This window comes from Ensifer sp. Root278 (genome assembly GCF_001429285.1).
In the GTDB taxonomy this organism is placed as follows: domain Bacteria; phylum Pseudomonadota; class Alphaproteobacteria; order Rhizobiales; family Rhizobiaceae; genus Ensifer.
The window spans coordinates 25791-44841 of sequence record NZ_LMJJ01000044.1 but is presented as its reverse complement, the minus strand read 5'-3'; the positions used below and the strand labels follow the sequence as shown (position 1 = coordinate 44841).

19 protein-coding genes and 2 tRNA genes are annotated in these 19051 nt (G+C 61.1%); 13 read left to right on the top strand and 8 right to left on the bottom strand.

All coding sequences use genetic code 11. From position 1 onward, the window contains the following. Nucleotides 1-587 precede the first annotated feature (587 nt). From ASE60_RS31885 to ASE60_RS31870, 4 genes are all read left to right on the top strand, one after another. On the top strand, nt 588-1196 hold the full coding sequence (locus ASE60_RS31885) for a transglutaminase-like cysteine peptidase (RefSeq protein WP_057255614.1): 609 nt from the start codon (nt 588-590) through the stop codon (nt 1194-1196). Between the two features lie 380 nt (nt 1197-1576). Then, complete coding sequence (locus ASE60_RS31880) at nt 1577-2305, top strand: hypothetical protein (protein ID WP_057255613.1); 729 nt, start codon at nt 1577-1579, stop codon at nt 2303-2305. A gap of 182 nt (nt 2306-2487) precedes the next feature. Further along, nucleotides 2488-4035 (top strand): SPOR domain-containing protein, encoded by a 1548-nt coding sequence (locus tag ASE60_RS31875; RefSeq protein WP_057255612.1) that lies wholly within the window; start codon nt 2488-2490, stop codon nt 4033-4035. Nucleotides 4036-4113: 78 nt separating this feature from the next. Then, the gene (locus ASE60_RS31870; protein ID WP_057255611.1) at nt 4114-4383 is read left to right on the top strand and encodes a hypothetical protein; all 270 of its coding nucleotides are present in this window, start codon (nt 4114-4116) and stop codon (nt 4381-4383) included. 126 nt (nt 4384-4509) lie between these two features. Here the strand turns inward: ASE60_RS31870 and ASE60_RS31865 are convergent, their stop codons facing one another. Then, nucleotides 4510-4947: a DUF1489 family protein gene (locus ASE60_RS31865; protein WP_057255610.1), complete on the bottom strand. Its 438-nt coding sequence runs from the start codon at nt 4945-4947 to the stop codon at nt 4510-4512. Nucleotides 4948-5021: 74 nt separating this feature from the next. Further along, nucleotides 5022-6422 carry an L-serine ammonia-lyase gene (locus ASE60_RS31860; protein ID WP_057255609.1) on the bottom strand — a complete coding sequence of 467 codons (1401 nt, stop codon included), beginning with the start codon at nt 6420-6422 and terminating at the stop codon, nt 5022-5024. Nucleotides 6423-7170: 748 nt separating this feature from the next. Between ASE60_RS31860 and ASE60_RS31855 the strand changes: the two genes are divergently transcribed. The 3 genes from ASE60_RS31855 (at nt 7171) to ASE60_RS31845 (ending at nt 9481) form a co-directional block, all read left to right on the top strand. After that, nucleotides 7171-7863 carry a DUF599 domain-containing protein gene (locus ASE60_RS31855; protein ID WP_057255608.1) on the top strand — a complete coding sequence of 231 codons (693 nt, stop codon included), beginning with the start codon at nt 7171-7173 and terminating at the stop codon, nt 7861-7863. Between the two features lie 130 nt (nt 7864-7993). Beyond that, a complete protein-coding gene (locus tag ASE60_RS31850) occupies nt 7994-9004 on the top strand; it encodes a DUF1624 domain-containing protein (protein WP_057255607.1) in 1011 nt (336 codons plus the stop codon). A 3-nt stretch (nt 9005-9007) separates the two neighbouring features. After that, the gene (locus ASE60_RS31845; protein WP_057255606.1) at nt 9008-9481 is read left to right on the top strand and encodes an isoprenylcysteine carboxylmethyltransferase family protein; all 474 of its coding nucleotides are present in this window, start codon (nt 9008-9010) and stop codon (nt 9479-9481) included. An 86-nt stretch (nt 9482-9567) separates the two neighbouring features. Here the strand turns inward: ASE60_RS31845 and ASE60_RS31840 are convergent, their stop codons facing one another. Together ASE60_RS31840 and mgtE are read right to left on the bottom strand one after the other, a co-directional pair. Then, nucleotides 9568-9954 carry a MerR family DNA-binding transcriptional regulator gene (locus tag ASE60_RS31840; protein WP_057255605.1) on the bottom strand — a complete coding sequence of 129 codons (387 nt, stop codon included), beginning with the start codon at nt 9952-9954 and terminating at the stop codon, nt 9568-9570. 175 nt (nt 9955-10129) lie between these two features. Next, nucleotides 10130-11551, bottom strand: coding sequence for a magnesium transporter (mgtE, locus tag ASE60_RS31835; protein ID WP_057255604.1), 1422 nt, complete (start codon nt 11549-11551; stop codon nt 10130-10132). A 391-nt stretch (nt 11552-11942) separates the two neighbouring features. Here mgtE and ASE60_RS31830 point away from each other — a divergent pair, with 391 nt between their 5' ends. Continuing rightward, the gene (locus ASE60_RS31830; RefSeq protein ID WP_057255603.1) at nt 11943-12452 is read left to right on the top strand and encodes a peptide deformylase; all 510 of its coding nucleotides are present in this window, start codon (nt 11943-11945) and stop codon (nt 12450-12452) included. A 51-nt stretch (nt 12453-12503) separates the two neighbouring features. After that, entirely contained in the window at nt 12504-12773 is a 270-nt protein-coding gene (locus tag ASE60_RS31825; protein ID WP_057255602.1) for a hypothetical protein, read from the top strand. A gap of 85 nt (nt 12774-12858) precedes the next feature. Here the strand turns inward: ASE60_RS31825 and ASE60_RS31820 are convergent, their stop codons facing one another. The 3 genes from ASE60_RS31820 to ASE60_RS31805 form a co-directional block, all read right to left on the bottom strand. Beyond that, entirely contained in the window at nt 12859-14043 is a 1185-nt protein-coding gene (locus ASE60_RS31820; protein WP_057255601.1) for a serine hydrolase domain-containing protein, read from the bottom strand. A 324-nt stretch (nt 14044-14367) separates the two neighbouring features. Beyond that, a tRNA-Leu gene (locus ASE60_RS31815) sits at nt 14368-14452 on the bottom strand. A gap of 387 nt (nt 14453-14839) precedes the next feature. Continuing rightward, nucleotides 14840-14924: transfer RNA gene (locus ASE60_RS31805), tRNA-Leu, on the bottom strand. A 193-nt stretch (nt 14925-15117) separates the two neighbouring features. On the opposite strand from ASE60_RS31805, the gene lipB reads away from it, so the two are divergent. Beyond that, complete coding sequence (lipB, locus tag ASE60_RS31800; RefSeq protein WP_057255599.1) at nt 15118-15837, top strand: lipoyl(octanoyl) transferase LipB; 720 nt, start codon at nt 15118-15120, stop codon at nt 15835-15837. A gap of 15 nt (nt 15838-15852) precedes the next feature. Here lipB and ASE60_RS31795 read toward each other — a convergent pair whose 3' ends face one another. Beyond that, complete coding sequence (locus ASE60_RS31795) at nt 15853-16767, bottom strand: DMT family transporter (RefSeq protein WP_244495750.1); 915 nt, start codon at nt 16765-16767, stop codon at nt 15853-15855. A 245-nt stretch (nt 16768-17012) separates the two neighbouring features. Between ASE60_RS31795 and ASE60_RS31790 the strand changes: the two genes are divergently transcribed. The 3 genes from ASE60_RS31790 to ASE60_RS31780 all read left to right on the top strand — a co-directional run bounded on the left by ASE60_RS31790 (nt 17013) and on the right by ASE60_RS31780 (nt 19033). Next, a complete protein-coding gene (locus ASE60_RS31790) occupies nt 17013-17411 on the top strand; it encodes a helix-turn-helix domain-containing protein (protein WP_057255598.1) in 399 nt (132 codons plus the stop codon). 69 nt (nt 17412-17480) lie between these two features. After that, the gene (locus ASE60_RS31785) at nt 17481-17783 is read left to right on the top strand and encodes an alcohol dehydrogenase catalytic domain-containing protein (protein ID WP_057255597.1); all 303 of its coding nucleotides are present in this window, start codon (nt 17481-17483) and stop codon (nt 17781-17783) included. Next, the gene (locus ASE60_RS31780) at nt 17780-19033 is read left to right on the top strand and encodes an alcohol dehydrogenase catalytic domain-containing protein (protein ID WP_082616287.1); all 1254 of its coding nucleotides are present in this window, start codon (nt 17780-17782) and stop codon (nt 19031-19033) included. Before ASE60_RS31785 ends, ASE60_RS31780 begins: the two co-directional genes overlap by 4 nt. Nucleotides 19034-19051 lie beyond the last annotated feature (18 nt).

Below are 19051 nucleotides of genomic sequence, written 5' to 3'. Positions count from 1 at the left end.
CTTCTTACGCGTGATTGCGGGCCGCCCCGATATGCGCAACGACAGACCAGCCAATCGCTGGCCCGATCCTGCGGCACGAAACCAACCTTGGCTTTCACAGTAGACCTGCCCCACGGGCCGCGACGACGCTGTCCGCGCGGACTGGGCGACCGGCATCGCCTCGCTGACGACGACTGCTTCATTTCGGTACATCTCGATCCGACCGCGACTTCTGACCGCAAATATTTTTTCGAACAAATTCAAGGCGCGACGCTTATTTGAAGTCGAAAAGCGACGACAAGATCGACGTCATCCGCCCCTGGCGCGACGCATCGCGACCGCGATTTTCCGGCAGCCACTGCTCCTGTCGCTCTGCGGATCGGCATAGGCCTATTGATTACAATCGCTTACATCGTCAAGGAAACATGAATGGAAGATCGCTCCGTCGAGAAATCGATAAAATTTGACTCAAATTCGATTTAAATAAAAATCAAATTCTATTCTTGTTTTATTCTTATACTGCTTTCATTTGTACTTGTTTTTAGTTCGCAAGTTCGCGAGCGATAAAAACGTCTGTGCCATTGTCGAACCACAACGGGGAGACAATCATGCTCAAGACAATCACCAAGATGATCGCGGTTGCGGTCCTTTTCACCGGCGGCCTGATCGAAACGGCGCTGGCGCTTCCGGCCAACATGGTCGTCACCGGTGCAACCAACCCGCCGATCGGTCACTACGAGTTCTGCAAGATCTATCCGTCGGAGTGCACCTCCAACGGTAAGGTCCGCGGCCCGATGATGCTGACGCGCGAAGGCTGGCAGAAGATTCTCGAGGTCAACTACGACGTCAATCAGGCGGTCACCCCGATGACCGACATGGAAATTCATGGCGTCGAGGAGAAGTGGTCCTATCCAGACACGGTTGGCGACTGTGAAGACTATGTCCTCTTGAAGCGTCGCAAACTGATCGAGAACGGTTTCTCTCCGTCGGACCTCCTGATCACCGTCGTTCTGCAACCGAACGGTGATGGCCATGCCGTTCTCACCGTGCGCACTGACCGTGGCGACTTCATTCTCGACAACATGCGCAACAAGGTGCTGCTGTGGTCGGACACCGAATACACCTACCTCAAGCGCCAATCGACCGAACACTCCGGTCGCTGGGTCAAGCTCCAGGACGGCCGCACCGTCGCCGTCGGCAGCGTACGGACGCAGTAAGCACAGAAGACATCGGAGGCGGCGCGCCTTTCGCAGCAGCCTCCACCATTCCAGGGCACCGGTCATAAACATCCCCGTCCAGACCGAGCCTCGGCCGGTTCCGCGTCCCTCGGAACCGGCCGTTTTTATGACCGGCATTCCCGGCGCTAAACCGTGTCGCGATCTTTCTTTAAGTTTTTGATGTTTCGCATGTCGTTTTCGCAAAACCGCTGCGCACTTTTGCGCGACATGCTTTCGCAGCTCGAAGGGGAATTCACAGAAAATTAACCATCCTCGACCAGCGTCGGGCAAGCGACGTCGTCCATCCTACGATGCGCGGGAATGCGTGAGCCGAACAACGGACCGCCGGGGTTCGGCCATCGCGATGGGACAGCCCAACGATGAGCAGCTCTTCAAACGACATTCACGAACCGGAGCTCCGACCGCTGCTGTCGCCCGGCTTCGTCTACCGGGTGATGGCAGCGGTCGCGGTGCTTGCGGCGCTGACGGCTGCCATCTCATTTGCAGGGCGTTGGTTCGGCGAAAACCTCGCCCTTGCCGGCCACACCGCGAGCAACGAGCTTTTCGACATCTTCATCGGCCAGGATCACTTGCGCCTGCCGGCCAACATGATCCGCTTCGAGGCACAACGCGCCACCTCGATCGTCGAGCGCGTCGATCTCTACCTGACCTGGCCGGGGCTCGAAGGTTACAGCGCCCGGAGCCGGGCACTCTTCAACAATGTCGACGCACCCGAAAGCCTCCTTTTCCTGCAGATTTCCCAAAGCACGATGTCGCGCGACATGTCCGGGCGGCTGGAGCCGATCTATTCGCAGGTCTTCGACGGCGCGCCCACGGCTGGCCCGGCCGGGCTGACGGAGCACGCAGTCAAGCCGACATCCAGCTATGCGGGCGAAGTGTTCTTTACCGCTGAGACGAGCACCCAGGCGCCCTACGTGGTGCGCTGCCTCGGCCCACAATCCATCTCGACCAGCGCCGATTGCCAGCGCGACATTCACGCCGGAAAGGACCTCGCCGTGCTCTACAGATTCTCCAACAAACTGCTGCCGCGGTGGCGCGAAATCGACCAAGCGATCACCGCCTTCGTCAAAAACCGTCTCGTGCCCTGATTTCGTCTAACTGGTGTGGTGCAGGCAGCCTGCCGCACCATTGCGCTACACCGGCATCGCCCTTGTACAAATGCGTTCGATTCCGGAAACCAATCATTCATCATAAACCGATTGGTAACGCTATGCCGATACTGTCTCGAGAACGGTCGTTCCCGGAGGCGGCGTCCGGACAACCCCATGACATGAGAATAAAGAGTAGCGTAGTGTCCCAATCCGGTTTTTTTGATCTCGCGAAGCGCCCGTTCGGTGCTCTTTCAAAGATGGTAGGACGGGTCGTCCTTGCGGGCGCCATTGCATCGGCCGCCTTTGCCGCACCGGCCTTCGCCGCCTCGAACTATGCCAATCCGAAATATTCGGGCATCGTCGTCGATGCCAAGACCGGCAAGATTCTTTACGGCGAGGATGCCGACGAACTGCGCTATCCCGCGTCTCTCACCAAGATGATGACGCTCTATCTGACCTTCGAAGCGCTCGAAGCCGGTCGGATCACAAAGTCCACCTCCATCCCCTTCTCGAAGAACGCTTCCGCCGAGCCGCCATCGAAGCTTGGTGTGCGTGCCGGACAGTCGATCACCGTCGAACAGGCGATCCTTTCGCTCGTCACCCGCTCGGCCAACGATGCGTCGACGGCGCTCGGTGAATATCTCGGCGGTTCGGAGCAGCGTTTTGCCCGCATGATGACGAACAAGGCCCGGGCGCTCGGCATGACGCGCACGACCTATCGCAATGCCAACGGCCTGCCCGACCCGGAACAGCGCACGACCGCGCGCGACCAGGCTCGTCTCGGCCTCGCGCTTCGCCAGCATTTTCCGCAGTATTACGACTACTTCTCCACCCGCAGCTTCCGTTTCGGCAAGCAGACGATCGGCAATCACAACCGCCTGCTCGGCAATGTCCGCGGCGTCGACGGGATCAAGACCGGTTACACCCGTGCGTCGGGCTTCAATCTCGTGACCTCGGCTCAACTCGAGGGCCGCAGCATCGTCGCCGTGGTCATGGGCGGCACCTCCGGCGCCAGCCGTGATGCGCAGATGCGCCGGCTCGTCGCAAAGTACATGCCGTCGGCATCGCGCCGTGGTGACGGCAATCTGATCGCCGAGACCAAGCCTACTCCCGTTCCAGCCGAAGAGACCGAAGTCGCTTCCGCAGCGCCCGTTGCTGAGACACCTGTGGTCGCGGCCGCTGCCAGCGGTCACGACCTGCCCAACACCGGCCCGGTTCCTGGCATCCGCTACAACGGCGAAAGCGCGAGCAGCGTGCAGATGGCCTATGCCGGCAACAAGCGCGCGTCGGACAACCCCGTTCTTTCCCCGAAGATCGTTCCCAACACGCTCGACGCCCAGAGCCTGAAGCTCCGTCAGCCTGTTGCCGCCGGCATGGTCGACGCCCAGATCACCAACTCCGTTCCGAAGAAGGCCGACGCCACCACGGCAGAGGCCACCGCAAAGGCAGAGCCGGTCGAGGTCGCAAAGGCTGAACCGATGCCGGCTCAGTCGCAAGGCTGGGTAATCCAGATCGGCGCGACGCCGGACAAGGATCAGGCCATGACCCTCCTTGGCAATGCCAAGGACAAGGGCGGCAAGGCCCTGCGCAACGCAATGCCCTTCACTGTCGCTTTCGGCCAGGTCTATCGCGCCCGTTTCGGCGGCTTCGACGACCAGAATGCAGCGGTCAATGCCTGCAAGGCCCTGAAGAAGAAAGGCATCTCCTGCTGGGCAAGCCAGCAGTAAGGTCAAAAGTTTTGGTGGCCGGATGTGTTTGTTTTCCGGCCGCCTTCCTCGGATTTGTACAGCGTAACGAGGTAAATCATGGCGATGAACGAAAACGTTCCGGGTGTCACCCCGCTGCCGGGACGGCGCGCTAAGCCGTCGCGCATCAACCTGCATCCCCTGCACGAGGCGGCCATGCGCATTGCCGATCTCGGGCTGAACCGGTCGAAGGCGAAGACGCGCGATCTGGTCGGGATGCTCCTGACGCACGGAGCGCGCGCCTGGCGATCGACGCAGCCGCGGGCCGGCATTCATCTTCACGTGACGGGGCCGAACCGGCGCCATCCCCTAAGAATGCGGATCACCTGAACGTTCATGAAATTCCAAAAGGCGGCCTGTGCCGCCTTTTTTCTTGTTGCGACACCGCCGCAACCATGCGCGTGCCAGCATCGCAACCTGCCCTGTGATGGGTCGTCAGGTCATCCATATTGAAGATTAGAGAAGTCCGAGTTCCGCCAATTCGCGGCGCAGCTCGAGCGGCATCTCGGCACCGCCACCGGAAAGCGACGCAAGGTCGCGCGGCGCATCCTTGTCGGTGAGATAGCGCCAGCCCTGGAAGGCACGCCGCGGCTGCAACTCCGTCTCGACCACTTCAGGGCCAAGCAGCAGATTGCAGCGGCCGATACCCTCGCCATCCGTGAAGGTTTCGATACCGATCAAGGACTGTCGCGCCTGCACGGTCCCCTTGATCACCCAGTAGAGCGAACCGCCGCTCAGCAGTTCCTCCACCCGTTTCGGCACCATGCGGGTCGTGTGGAAGGAATGGGGCTCGAGGCCAGCGGCCATGGCGGCCATAGCCTTGCGCGAAACCCATTCGCGCAGGTCCTCGATCGATTCCGCTCCGACGCAGAGCTTTATGAGATGCAGAGACATAGCTGTTTTGAACACCCGTCCGGCCGTTGCGGTCAAGCGGCCGGACGCTGTTCATCCACAATCACCGTGGCGGCTCAACATTCGACGACGTTGACCGCGAGACCGCCGGTCGATGTTTCCTTGTACTTCTCGTTCATGTCGACGCCGGTTTGGCGCATCGTCTCGATGCAGGCATCGAGCGGCACAAAATGCTTACCGTCGCCCTTGAGCGCCAGCGAGGCTGCCGTCACCGCCTTGACCGCACCGAGCGCGTTGCGCTCGATGCACGGAACCTGAACCAGGCCGGCGACCGGATCACAGGTCATGCCGAGGTGGTGCTCGAGTGCGATCTCGGCGGCATTTTCGATCTGCTCGGGCGTACCGCCCATGACGGCAGCAAGGCCGGCAGCGGCCATGGCGGACGCTGAGCCGACCTCACCCTGACAGCCGACCTCGGCACCGGAGATCGAGGCGTTGTGCTTGATGATGCCACCGATTGCGGCAGCCGTCAGCAGATAGTCGCGGATGCCCTCCTGATCCGCGTCGTCATGGAAATGCATGTAGTAGCGGATAGTGGCGGGGACGACGCCTGCTGCACCGTTGGTCGGCGACGTGACGACGCGGCCGCCGGCGGCATTCTCTTCATTGACCGCCATCGCGTAGACGCTCAGCCAGTCGTTGGCGAGCAGCGGGTTGGTCTTGTTGGAGCGCCATTCTTCCTGCAGCTTGTCGTGGATCGAGCGTGCGCGGCGGCGGACCTTCAAGCCACCGGGCATGATGCCCTCCTGGCTCAGCCCACGGTCGATACAGTTGCTCATCGCGCCCCAGATGCGGTCGAGCCCGGCATTCAGCTCATCCGGCGACATGGTCGCTTCTTCGTTCGCCCGTTTCATCTGGGCGATCGTCATCCCGGAGCGGGCCGCCATGTCCAGCATCTCCTGGGCCGACGAGAACGGGAATGGCACCTTGACGCCGGCCGCCTTGTTCTTCGAGGCACGCATCGCCTCGAGTTCCGTATCGGTCACGACGAAGCCGCCGCCGATCGAATAATAGATCCGCTTCAGCAGGAGCCGGCCGTCGCGGTCGAACGCGGAGAAGGACATGCCGTTGGCATGGCCGGGCAGCGGCACCTTCTTGTCGAAGACCAGGTCCGTCTTCGGCTGGAATTCATAGGACGGATGTCCCGGCGGCGAAATGCGGCCGCTGCGCTCGACCTCGTCGATCAAGCCGTCCATGCGATCAGGATCGACCAGGTCGGGGCGTTCGCCGACGAGACCAAGGACAACCGCCCTGCCCGTGCCGTGGCCGATACCGGTATGGGCCAGCGAACCGTGCAGGCTGACCTTGATCGCCGCAACGGCAGCATGGGACGGGCGCGGCCAGTCGTCGGAAAGAATGAGTTCGAGAAAGCGGTTGGCGGCCGACATCGGCCCCATCGTATGCGAGCTCGAAGGCCCGATACCGATCTTGAACACGTCGAAGACGGAAAGAAACATAAGTTTGCCTGCCCCGGAGACTGACTCGCGGCGCACCGGCATGATTGCCCGAGCACCGCATTCACGATTGCCTCGATATCACGCTTCACGGTCTGTGCGAACCGGCGCGCTATCCTCATATTTACTGCGCGATTTTATCCTCAGATCGGCACCGATTTAAGGAAATCCGCAACAAATATAGGAACGAAGCCTAAGCGATCCCATAGCAGACGGTCAGGCGGTCAACCGACATTCGATCCCATCCGTGCGACATTGTCATCCCGCAAAGGCTCCGGGGTGTCGAGATTGGCTGCCTGGAATCAAAAACGGCGCGGCTTTTGGGAAGCCGCGCCGTCAATCAGTGGTCTTTTCTAGATACCAGATATCAAAGGCCGCCGAAAAGATAAGCAAGAACAAGAACGCCAGCGAAACCAGCCACGGCGCGTGCAGTTACGCCCCAGCAAGATTTCTGAATTGTATTGTCCATGATGTCTCCGAAAACACTCTCAACGGCCGCGAGCAGCACATTGGGTGCCCGCGTCTGGGGCCTTGCATATTGAAGAAAGTGTTACTGCGCAATGGGGAAATGTGGCGGAAAGGTGTCAGGCCCTCGCCGCTCAGTACACTAAGCTGGTGAAAACCGCGCAATTGGCCGGCGGGAGCGGAGAAAAATTCCGCCGCAATTTCATCACAGTAGTTGACGCGCCGTCGATTCCCGCGCCGCCGCGGCCACCTTGCATTTTCCAAAAGCCATGCCAAAAACACGTGTATGACCTTCGAAGATTACATAGCGCTTGTCGTGTTTATCCTGCTTTGGGCGGGTTTCAGCTGGGCGACCGACGGCACGCGCGGCTTCAAGCGGGTGAGTCTCACCCGCCTCATGAACGAGCATCGTGGCCGCTGGATCCGCAATTCGCTCAACCGCGATCTGAAGATGATCGATACGCAGATCATCGCGGGGCTGCAGGCCGGCACCGCCTTCTTTGCCTCGACGACGATCTTCGCCCTCGGTGGCTGCTTCGCTCTGCTCGGCGCAACCGAACAGGTGCAAATGATCTTCGCGGACATGCCCTATGTCTTCCATGGCGGTCGGACCGCGTTCGAGCTGAAGGTCGGTGGCCTCACCTGTCTCTTCGGCTATTCCTTCTTCAAGTTCGGCTGGTCCTACCGGCTGTTCAACTATTGCTCAATCCTGATGGGCGGCATTCCAATGACCGCCGACATGCAACGCGACCTGCAGGCGGCGGAGAAGGCAGCCGAACGGGCGATCCGCATGAACGTGCTGGCCGCCAAGCACTTCAACGCCGGGCTTCGGGCGATTTTCCTGTCGATCGGATATCTCGGCTGGTTCATCAGCCCCTATGTCTTCGTCGGGCTCACCGTCTTCGTCATCTTCGTGCTGACCCGCAGGCAGTTCTTCTCGGAGGCACGCGCGGCGCTGCTGCCGGACGCAACGCCCTGACAGCACGCGCGCCCATCGCGCTGAACGGAAACAGACCAGGCCTGACCACTTCCACCATCAGCCAACGACGCGTGTTTGGCACAAGCCAAACATGTCATTCTTCTTCACGCCCACAGGATGGCGAATGCCCATGTCCGACAGCAATGTGACTTCACCGACGACACAGATACCGGCTCAATCTGCCGCACGGGGGCGGCTCGCCTTCATCGACGTCGCACGCGGCGTGGCACTGCTCGCCATGGCTACCTATCATTTCGTCTGGGACCTCGAGTTCTTCGGCTACGTTGCCGCGGGAACCGCCGGCACCGGCGGCTGGAAGATCTTTGCCCGGCTCATCGCCAGCAGCTTCCTGTTTCTCGCCGGGTACAGCCTTGTGCTCGGACAATGGCCGAAGCTTCGCCTCGACGCGTTCATGCGGCGCTTTGCCAAAATCGCCGGTGCGGCAGCGCTGATCACGATCGCGACCTATTTCGCGTTCCCGGACACCTTCATCTTCTTCGGCATCCTGCATGCGATCGCCGCGGCAAGCGTGATCGGCCTTGTCTTCCTGCGGCTTCCCGCCGTCGTTTCCCTTGTTGCGGCGGCAGCAGCCATCGCGGCACCGTTCTATTTGCGCTCGCCGGCCTTCGATGCACCCTGGCTCTGGTGGGTCGGACTGTCGGAATCCTTCCCGCGCTCCAACGACTATGTGCCGCTGCTGCCGTGGCTCGGGCCTTTCCTCTTCGGCCTTGCCGCAGCCAAGCTCTTCCATGCGCGGCTCGTCGCGGTCCTCGCAAACCGTCCGTCCACAGGTGGCAAGGGCAAACTGTGGATGAGCCCGCTCGTCTTCGGCGGCCGTCACAGTCTGGCCATATACCTCATTCACCAGCCCGTGCTCATCGGACTGGTCTATCTCTTCTCGCTGATTTCACCGCCGACATTGCCGGATCCCAAGCAAGCCTACCGCAGCAATTGCGTCGCGGCCTGCAACCAGGGGAACCCGGCCGTGCCGTGCGAGGCCTTCTGCGGCTGTACGCTCGACCTTCTGGTACAACAGAACCTGTTCGATAGCCTGAACAGGGGAGAGATCAACGTCAGCACCGATGAACGCATTGCGCGAATCGCGCGACAGTGCACAATGGACGTGCAATCAGGGGACTAGGACATGAATGCCTATCGTGCCAAGCCGCTGAATTTCCCGTGGCCCGCCCTGCTCTACGGCGTCGCCACGCTCGCGGCCCTTGTTCTGGCGCGATATTCCCCCATCCCCGTCGCACACGGACACAGCTGGTTTCCCTGGATCAGCGGCGGCACACTGATCATCGTCGCCATCTGGCTGGATCTCTGGGCAGTCAAGACCTTGCTCGACCGGCACACGGCCGTCATGCCCTACCGGTCGGCGACCTGCCTCGTCACCTACGGCCCCTTCCGCTTCACACGCAACCCGATCTATCTCGGCTACACCCTGATGATGGTCGGCTTCGGTCTGGCGACGCTCAATCCTTGGTTCTTCATCACGGCGATCGCAGCGGTGATGCTGACGACCGTCTTTGCCATTCGCAACGAAGAGCGGCATCTGCTGTCGCGCTTCGGCTTCGAGTTCGAGCGTTATTGCCGGCACACCAGCCGCTGGATCTGACCAAAAGACCGCACAGCCCAAAACCAAAAAGGGCAGCGCGGACGCCACCCTTCGAAACTTTCGCCTTTAAGAATACGCCCGCCTGCTCAGGTACCGACGCCGATCTCCGCGAGACGCGTCAGGCAAGCCTCCTCGACATTGTCGAGCTCTGCCAGCGTGTCTTCGATATCCTTGCGCTTCTGCCGAAGCTCCTCGCGCTTTTCCTCGACACGGTTCATCAAGAGCCGAAGCTGGCCCATCTCGCCGGGTGGATCCTTGTAGACCTGGATGATTTCGCGGATTTCGGCAATCGTGAAGCCGATGCGCCGGCCACGCAGAATTTCCTGGATCAGCCGCCGATCCGCAGGCCGGAACAGGCGCGTGCGTCCACGGCGTTCAGGATGAATGAGGCCCTCGTCCTCATAGAACCGCAGCGTTCGGGTGGAAATGCCGAATTCCCGCGTCAATTCGGTGATGCTATAATATTTATTCACGCTGCCATTCCATGATTTACTGCATCGTTCCTAAAATCGGTATCGATTTAAGGTCAAAATTATGCAGCAGGTCAAAGTGTTACAGCGATCTCAGCGTGTCATGGAAGACGCGCGCGCTGTAATGCGTATACACTATCGTTGACCTTGACGTAAAAGTCAAACAACGGCGTTCACCTCACGTGACGTGAAACCACCACGTGGCGATGCCGAGAAAACTGAAGAAACCGGTGATGTCGGTGATGGCCGTCACGAAAACGGCGGAAGACACGGCCGGATCGGCACCGAAGCGGTCCAGGCAGAGCGGAACGAGGATGCCGCCAAGTGCTGCGGCCATCATATTGATCAGCATGGCCGTGGCGATGATACCGCCGATGTTCGGGTCCTGAAACCAGAGACCGGCGAGCAGGCCGATCAGCGTGCCGAAGATCATGCCGTTCAACAGCCCGACCCCGGCTTCGCGCCGGATAATGCGCGGCGCGTTGTGAATGTCGAGGCCGCGGGTCGCAAGCGCGCGGACGGTAACGGTCATGGTCTGCGAACCGGCATTGCCGCCCATGCCGGCGACAATCGGCATCAGAATGGCGAGCGCGACGATCTGCTGAATGGTCGCATCGAAAAGCCCGATGACCGAGGCGGACATGCACGCCGTCATCGAATTGATGAACAGCCACGGCACGCGTGAGCGCGATGCCTCGGCAACCGAGTCCGAGAGCTCTTCATCGCCGACACCGCTCAAGCGCAAGAGGTCTTCTTCCGCTTCTTCTTGAATGACGTCGACGACGTCATCGATGGTGAGCACTCCGACCAGCCTTCCGTTGTCATCGACGACCGCGGCGGAGAGAAGGTCATATTGCTCAAACAGTTGCGCTGCCTCTTCCTGGTCCATCTCGGCCGGAATCGCATGACTCGTGTCGTGCATGATCGCATCGACCTTGACCGAGCGCTTGGTCCGTAGAATGCGGTCGAGGTCCATGGCACCGAGCAGCTTGAAGGTCGGGTCGATGACAAAGATCTGCGTGAAGCTCTCGGGCAGGTCCTCGTCTTCGCGCATGTAGTCGATCGTCTGGCCAACGGTCCAGAATGGCGGCACCGCCACGAACTCGGTCTGCATGCGCCGGCCGGCGGTGCTCTCCGGATAATCGAGCGAGCGGCGAAGGCGAACCCGTTCCGTAAAGGGAAGCTTCGCCAGGATCTCGTCCTGATCTTCCTGGTCGAGGTCCTCGAGAATGTAGACGGCGTCGTCCGAGTCCATTTCGCCGATAGCCTCGGCGATCTGCTCGTTCGGCAGATGCTCGACGATATCGAGACGGATGGCCTCGTCGACCTCCGTCAGCGCCGAAAGGTCGAATTCCTTGCCGAGCAGTGAGACCAGCGCCAGGCGCTGGTCAGGCTGGATCGCTTCAAGCAGGTCGCCGAGTTCCGACGAATGCAGGCCGGCGACGTGCTGGCGCAGATAGATCGTATCGCGATCGGCGATCGCGGCCCCGACATGCATGAGGAAATCGGAACGGACCGAACCGTCGTCGGCATAGATGTCCGAGCCGTCAAAGGTCTTGACGTCTTCGATACCGCTGTCGTCGTCGCCGATATTGCTCATGGGCGCCCTCGAAACGATTGCTGCTTTCCGGTGCTCCATCATACGGGCCGGAAAGAATGCGTCACTGACGGTTGGTGCCCCTCTTCCGCTGCCGTGCTCCGGAAGTTGGGTCCTACAGCCCTGCTAGCGCAAAGCCCCGCCGAGGTCCACAGCACAGATACCACCCTGTGCGCGGCGATAACAGTTTTATTCAAGCTGTTGCAAATACATGAGAAACCGGCTGCATCTCGACACGGTCGACATCGATCGCGCGATCGGCTAGCACTTCTCTTCGTTCCCTGGAACCGGAATCGATTTCAGAGGACGAAACAGCAGCCCAAGGTTTACGCCGCCTCTTGCGCTCCTCAACGGGACGTACGGCGCCGCAAACGCTGCAGCCGAGGAACATCTGATGGCGATCCGTCCCATTGTCCGTTTTCCCAGTCCCTTGCTGAGCCAGAAGGCGGACACCGTTACCCGCTTTGATGCGGCGCTCGAGGCCCTTGCGGACGACCTTCTGGACACGATGCGAGCGGCACCGGGCATCGGTATCACCGCTCCGCATCTCGGCGTGCTGCAAAGGGTGACGGTGATCGAGCTCGACCGGGAGAGCGGCGTCAGGATTTACATCAATCCTGAGATCGTCTGGAACTCCGCCGAAGTCATGAAACATGCGGAAGGCAGTGTTTCGATGCCAGGGGTCTCGGAAGACATCGAGCGACCGCAAACCGTGCGCGTTCGCTATCAAAGCCTTTCAGGCGAAAAGGTCGAAGAGGAAGCCGAAGGGCTGATGGCCATTTGCCTGCAACATGAGATCGACCAGCTCGACGGTATTTTCTGGACCCAACGCCTCTCGCGCCTGAAACGCGATCGGGCGATCAAGAAATTCGAAAAGCTGACAAGGGAACAGACGCGCGTCTAGGACTTCCCGCGGACAGCATCCAATGACTCCCAGTTCACCAAGGATCGAACAATGAAGCCAACATATCTTGCAGTCATCGGCCTCCTGGCCCTCGCCGGTTGCAACAGTGCCCAACAGAGTCTTGAGCCCCTGCCCGAGAGCCTGACCTACGGCGAAAACGCCAGCAAAAGAAAGACGCAGGCCGCTCCCGGCACCATGGTTCAGCACCGTTTCATGTATGAAGGGCAGATGGTCTACGAAACCTATGAGGTTCAGCCCGATCACAGCTTCAAGCTTATCCGCCGCCGCATGGACCAGAGCGGACCGCAAGGCAACAGCTGACGACGTGGACGCAGGGCGGGGCAAGCGCGCGGCGCGCGGTGCAAGCGACCCAGGCTTGGCGTGTGCAATCAAATGTTTCGGCCGACTACCTTGGAAAGGCGGAGTAGACCGCCGTTTCGAAGTCAAGGTAGCCCCCGATCGAGGCCGGGTCGACGAAGGGCAATATCTGCGTCGCCCAGAGGCCGCCGAGACCATTTTGGCGGTCTATCCAGTAATAGAGGTTTGCAAGCCCAGCCCAGGCCAGCGCGCCGGCCGGTCGGCCTGTCGGCGCGGCTTCATCATTGATCATGAAGCTAAGCCCCCAGGATTTCGGCATTCCGGGGAAAAATTCGACGTCGTGCGAAAGGCTCGGTATCACCCCGGGAAGCTTTTTGATCTTCTTTTCTCCGAGGCCATTCTTTTCCGCCATTGCGACGGTTTCGGGTTTCAGCACGCGGCCGCCGGGTGCCACCCCGTCGTTCAGCCACATGCGAATAAATTTTGAGTAATCGGTAGCTGTCGAGTAGAGGCCATGCCCACCCATTTGGACCTCGGGTTCCTGGGGGAACCGGAAATCGGGCACCGGCTGCAATCGCCCTGCATCGTCCCGCTGATGCAGCGTGACCACGCGTGAGGCCATCGCTGGGGTCAATGCAAAACCGGTATCGTCCATGCCGAGCGGCTGAAGGATTCGCTCGGTCATCACCTCGCCCAATCGCTTACCGGCTATGCCCTCCACCACCTGTCCGGCCCAGTCCAGGTTGCTTCCATATTCCCAGTCGTCGCCTGGATCGAACAGCAATGGGGTGCGGATGGACGCATAGGAGCTCGTGATCACGCTGGGCTGCCCATGCTGCCGGGCCAACCTGGCGTAGGTCTCATTGAAGAAGTCGTATCCAAAGCCAGCCGTATGCAAAAGCAGCATGCGCGTCGTGATATCCCGCTTGGGCGGGCGGAGCTTCGGGTTCCCGGAGGAATCAAAGCCATCGATCACCTGCAGCTTGCCGATCTCGGGAGCGTATCGCCTGGCTGGAGCATCGAGATCGAGCCTGCCCTCTTCGACCAGTTGCAGGCAGGCAGTGCCGGTGATCGCTTTCGTCATCGAGAAGAGCCCGAAGACGCTGTCGGCGGTCATGTCCGCATCGCCACCCAATGCTCGCTTTCCGGCTGCACCGGTGTAGATATCGCCCCGTCTATCTGTGGCAATCGCGACGACGCCGGGCACGCCATCCGCGGCGCTGACGACGGTATTGAGGATTGCATCGGCAACAGCCCTGAGATCGCCGCCCAAAGGAACCTCCCAAGCAAACAGGCTTCGTCATTGGTGCAGGTCGCCCAGCCACCGCCGCGCCCAGAAAACTGCTCCAGCCCGGCCCTCGTTCTGGAATACCGCGCCAAGGTTAGCACCAAATAACATTCCAAGCCATTTCGCCTGCAACGTGGCGGTGCTCGTTCACTCTTTTTCCGCGGCGGCAAGCGCTATGCACGCCGAAGTGCGGTCGGAAGATGTATTGAGGTTTGCGGGCTTGCAGCGTCGGCCCGAGGCTGAGCCGCGCGGTGGGCTCAAGACCTAAGCGTTGGAGATAAAAACGAAAAAACCGGCCGAAGCCGGTTTTGGTGCGGTCGAGAAGACTCGAACTTCCACGGGTTGCCCCACAGCGACCTCAACGCTGCGCGTCTACCAATTCCGCCACGACCGCATCGTGGTAGATGCCGACCTGCGCCGGCGGGGGTGCATGTAGCAAAAGCCCCCGCAGTGCACAAGAGATGGCTGTGCACAATTCGGGCGATCATGACAGAACTCAGCGGCCCGTCGCATTGCGAGCGAACCGGCCAGGTCGCCTTTCCGCGCATCAAGCGCGCGCACCTTGTCGGCCACCGCGCCGAGACCGATTGTTGGGCGCGGGATCCCGTTCGTCTTCGGCCATTCGCCAGCAAAGAGAGCGCGCTCCTTCCCACCGTGCCAAACGCCTACGCTTGATTGGAAACGTCCAGAAAAGGGATGTGTCAGCGACGCGATTCCGCGCAGCTCGCCGTGTTCGCTAGGCAGGATAAAAACAAAAAACCCGGCCAAAGCCGGGTTTTTTTGGTGCGGTCGAGAAGACTCGAACTTCCACGGGTTGCCCCACAGCGACCTCAACGCTGCGCGTCTACCAATTCCGCCACGACCGCATCGTGGTAGGTGTCGACCTGCGTCGACGGGGCTGCATGTAGCAAAAGCCCCTGGGGGGCACAAGGGGATGACGACAGAAATTTGACGGGAAATGAAACTATTTCAACAGCCCGCTGGGGAAGCGTTGGAAACGCTGGACTCTTGTCACGCGCCATCCCATTTACAAGCTCTGAAAACAGGAATGCAGACCGAATGCAGCGTGAGAATCTGAGCCAGACCATGTTCGCCCCCCCGGAATCACCCCCGGTTCGCTGGCGGATTGCCTCTGATCTGGTGGATTATCCACAGGCAGTCGAACTGATGGAACAGGAAGCTGCCGCGATCGCCGCCGGCACCGCGGACGAACTCGTCTGGCTGGTCGAACATCCGCCGCTATACACAGCCGGTACCAGCGCCGATGTTGCTGATCTGGTGATGCCGGATCGCTTTCCGGTGTTCTCGACGGGTCGCGGCGGTGAATACACCTATCACGGGCCGGGCCAGCGCGTCGTTTACGTTATGCTCGACCTCAAGCGCCGAAAGCAGGACGTGCGCGCCTTCGTCGCTGCGCTGGAAAGCGTCGTGATCTCCACGCTCGATTCGATGAATGTGAGAGGTGAGCGCCGCGAAGATCGGGTCGGCGTCTGGGTTCGCCGCCCGGAAAAGCCCGCCCTGCCCGATGGTTCGGTGGCGGAAGACAAGATTGCCGCGATCGGCATTCGCCTGCGCAAATGGGTAAGCTTCCACGGCTTCGCACTGAACGTCGATCCGGATCTCGACCATTTCGGCGGCATCGTGCCCTGCGGTATTCGCGGCTACGGCGTAACAAGCCTCGTCGACCTCGGCCTGCCGGTGATGATGCCGGATGTCGATATCCGGCTGCGCGAGGCCTTCGAGACGGTGTTCGGCCCGACAAAGACCGACGGCGCCTGAACCTCGACGTCCCGCCTACCGCTCGCGCCAGATAATAAAGAGGCCCGAGCCGACGATGATGGCGATGCCAAGCCATTTGGAGAGCGACGGGAAGTCTCCGAAGATGAGATAGCCGAGCGCCGTCGCCGTGACGATCTCGAAATAGTGGAATGGCGCCAACAAGGAGACAGGTGCCGCCCGGAAGGCTTTGACGACCAGCAGATGGCCGTAACCGGAGAGCGCGCCGAGGATAACCACCAGCGTCCAGCCAAGCGCCGATTTGGGCAAGGACGGCACGAAGTCGGGGCTGCCCATGCCGTTGCCGACCAGGATCACCAGCGCCATCATCAATGTGCCGCCGATGCCAGCGATGGTCTGCATCGTCAGCGGCGAGTCACCCGTACCGACCGCGCGATTGAGAAGCAGATAGCAGGCAAACACGAAGGCGCAGGCCACCGGCAGCAAGGCCGTCACGCCGAAAGCCGCGAAACTCGGCTGGATGACGATCATCGCCCCACCGAAGCCGACGATGATGGCAAGCCAGCGTCGCCAGCCGACTCTTTCCTTCAGGAACACCGCCGAAAGGCAGGTCAGGATGAAGGGCTCGACGAAATAGATGGCAAAGGTATCGGCCAGCGGCATGTACTTCACGGAAATGAAGAAGAACAGGGCCGCGGTCGCCAGCAGCACGCCGCGCAGCAGATTGGCCCAGGGTCGCTTCGGCTTCAGCGCCCGCAGGCCGCCGGCGCCAAGCAGCATCGGCAGCGTCGCCACCAGCTGGAAGAAGAACCGGTAGAAGGTCACCTGGCCGGGCGACATGCCTTCGTAGACGGCCATATACTTCGCGATCACGTCCATGCCGGGCAGGATGACCATCGCAAAGAGCATGATGGCGACGCCTTGCATCACGGTATCGGCAGGCTCGGCAGCCGCGGTTCGGGCATCGGTCATCGGGCAAGCTCCGGTTGGCCGCCGCACATTAGAGCCTAGGCTACGGTTTTCAACGGCCGAGGATGCGCCGGAGGCCGAACTATCCGCGCCTTAGCCGCAATTGACGGTGTTTTTGGCGCTTCGGGGTGGTCCCTCGCTGGCCGAATGCCTATAAGCTCAGGACCATCTTCCGCCCCGGAAGTCAAAAGCGGCTTCCTGCCGTCTCTCCGGGACCTTTGAACGTAACCGTGGCAAAGGAGATATCCATGCGCTTGTCCACCGAAACGATGATTGCCCGCCTGCGCGACACCAGCGACGGTGATACGCTGGGAGGACGCATCTGGAGGGCGCGCGACGCCGCCAACATCAGCACCAAGGACCTGGCAGACCAACTCGGAGTCCGCGCTGAAACGGTCGCCGCCTGGGAGCGCGACCGCGCCGAACCCCGGACGAACCGGCTCTTCATGCTTGCCGGCGTGCTGGGCGTTACCCCGGCCTGGCTGATCGCCGGCCTCGGCAAGGCGCCGGATTCGGACGCGGTCGATGACGAGCGCGACGGCCTTCGCGAGCAGCTTGCCCTGGTCAAGAAGCTGCACGAACAGACCGGCAAGGCCATCGCCGCACTTGAGATGGAACTCAATCGCGTTCAACAGAACATTCGTTAGCTTATTGTCGATTCCAACGGGCCGCCGCCCTGGCGGCCCGAAACCATTTTTGTCCTAGGGAGAAAATAGATGGATGTACGTGCCGCCGTTGCCGTTCAGGCAGGCAAGCCGCTCGAGGTCATGACGGTTCAACTCGAAGGCCCAAAGGCCGGCGAAGTGCTGATCGAGGTCAAGGCCACCGGCATCTGCCACACGGACGACTTCACGCTGTCGGGTGCCGATCCGGAAGGCCTGTTCCCGGCCATCCTCGGCCATGAGGGCGCCGGCATCGTCGTCGACGTCGGCCCGGGCGTCACCTCGGTGAAGAAGGGCGATCACGTCATTCCGCTCTATAAGAGCCAGTTCAGGCAGGCAAGCCGCTCGAGGTCATGACGGTTCAACTCGAAGGCCCAAAGGCCGGCGAAGTGCTGATCGAGGTCAAGGCCACCGGCATCTGCCACACGGACGACTTCACGCTGTCCGGCGCCGATCCGGAAGGCCTGTTCCCGGCCATCCTCGGCCATGAGGGCGCCGGCATCGTCGTCGACGTCGGCCCGGGCGTCACCTCGGTGAAGAAGGGCGATCACGTCATTCCGCTCTACACGCCCGARTGCCGCTCCTGCCCGTCGTGCCTGTCGCGCAAGACCAACCTGTGCACCGCGATCCGCTCGACCCAGGGCCAGGGTCTGATGCCGGACGGCACCTCGCGCTTCTCGATCGGCAAGGACAAGATCCACCACTACATGGGCTTCCCGGCCATCCTCGGCCATGAGGGCGCCGGCATCGTCGTCGACGTCGGCCCGGGCGTCACCTCGGTGAAGAAGGGCGATCACGTCATTCCGCTCTACACGCCCGAATGCCGCTCCTGCCCGTCGTGTCTGTCGCGCAAGACCAACCTGTGCACCGCGATCCGCTCGACCCAGGGCCAGGGCCTGATGCCCGACGGCACCTCGCGCTTCTCGATCGGCAAGGACAAGATCCACCACTACATGGGCTGCTCGACCTTCGCCAATTATACGGTGCTGCCCGAGATCGCCGTTGCCAAGGTCAACCCGGACGCRCCCTTCGACAAGATCTGCTACATCGGCTGCGGCGTCACCACCGGCATCGGTGCGGTCATCAACACAGCCAAGGTSGAGATGGGCGCGACCGCGATCGTCTTCGGTCTCGGCGGCATCGGCCTCAACGTCATCCAGGGSCTGCGTCTTGCCGGCGCCGACATGATCATCGGCGTCGACCTCAACAACGACAAGAAGGCCTGGGGCGAGCGCTTCGGCATGACCCACTTCGTCAACCCGAAAGAGGTCGGCGACGACATCGTGCCCTATCTCGTCAACATGACCAAACGTGGGGCCGACCAGATCGGCGGCGCCGACTACACCTTCGACTGCACCGGCAACACCAAGGTGATGCGCCAGGCGCTCGAGGCCTCGCATCGCGGCTGCACCGGCCGCAGCTGGATGGGCACCGCCTTCGGCGGCGCGCGTGGCCGCACCGACGTGCCGAAGATTGTCGACTGGTACATGGAGGGCAAGATCGAGATCGATCCGATGATCACCCACACCATGGCCCTCGAAGACATCAACAAGGGCTTCGAGCTGATGCATTCCGGCGAAAGCATCCGTTCGGTCGTTCTTTACTAAGCTAAGCTGGCAATGGCG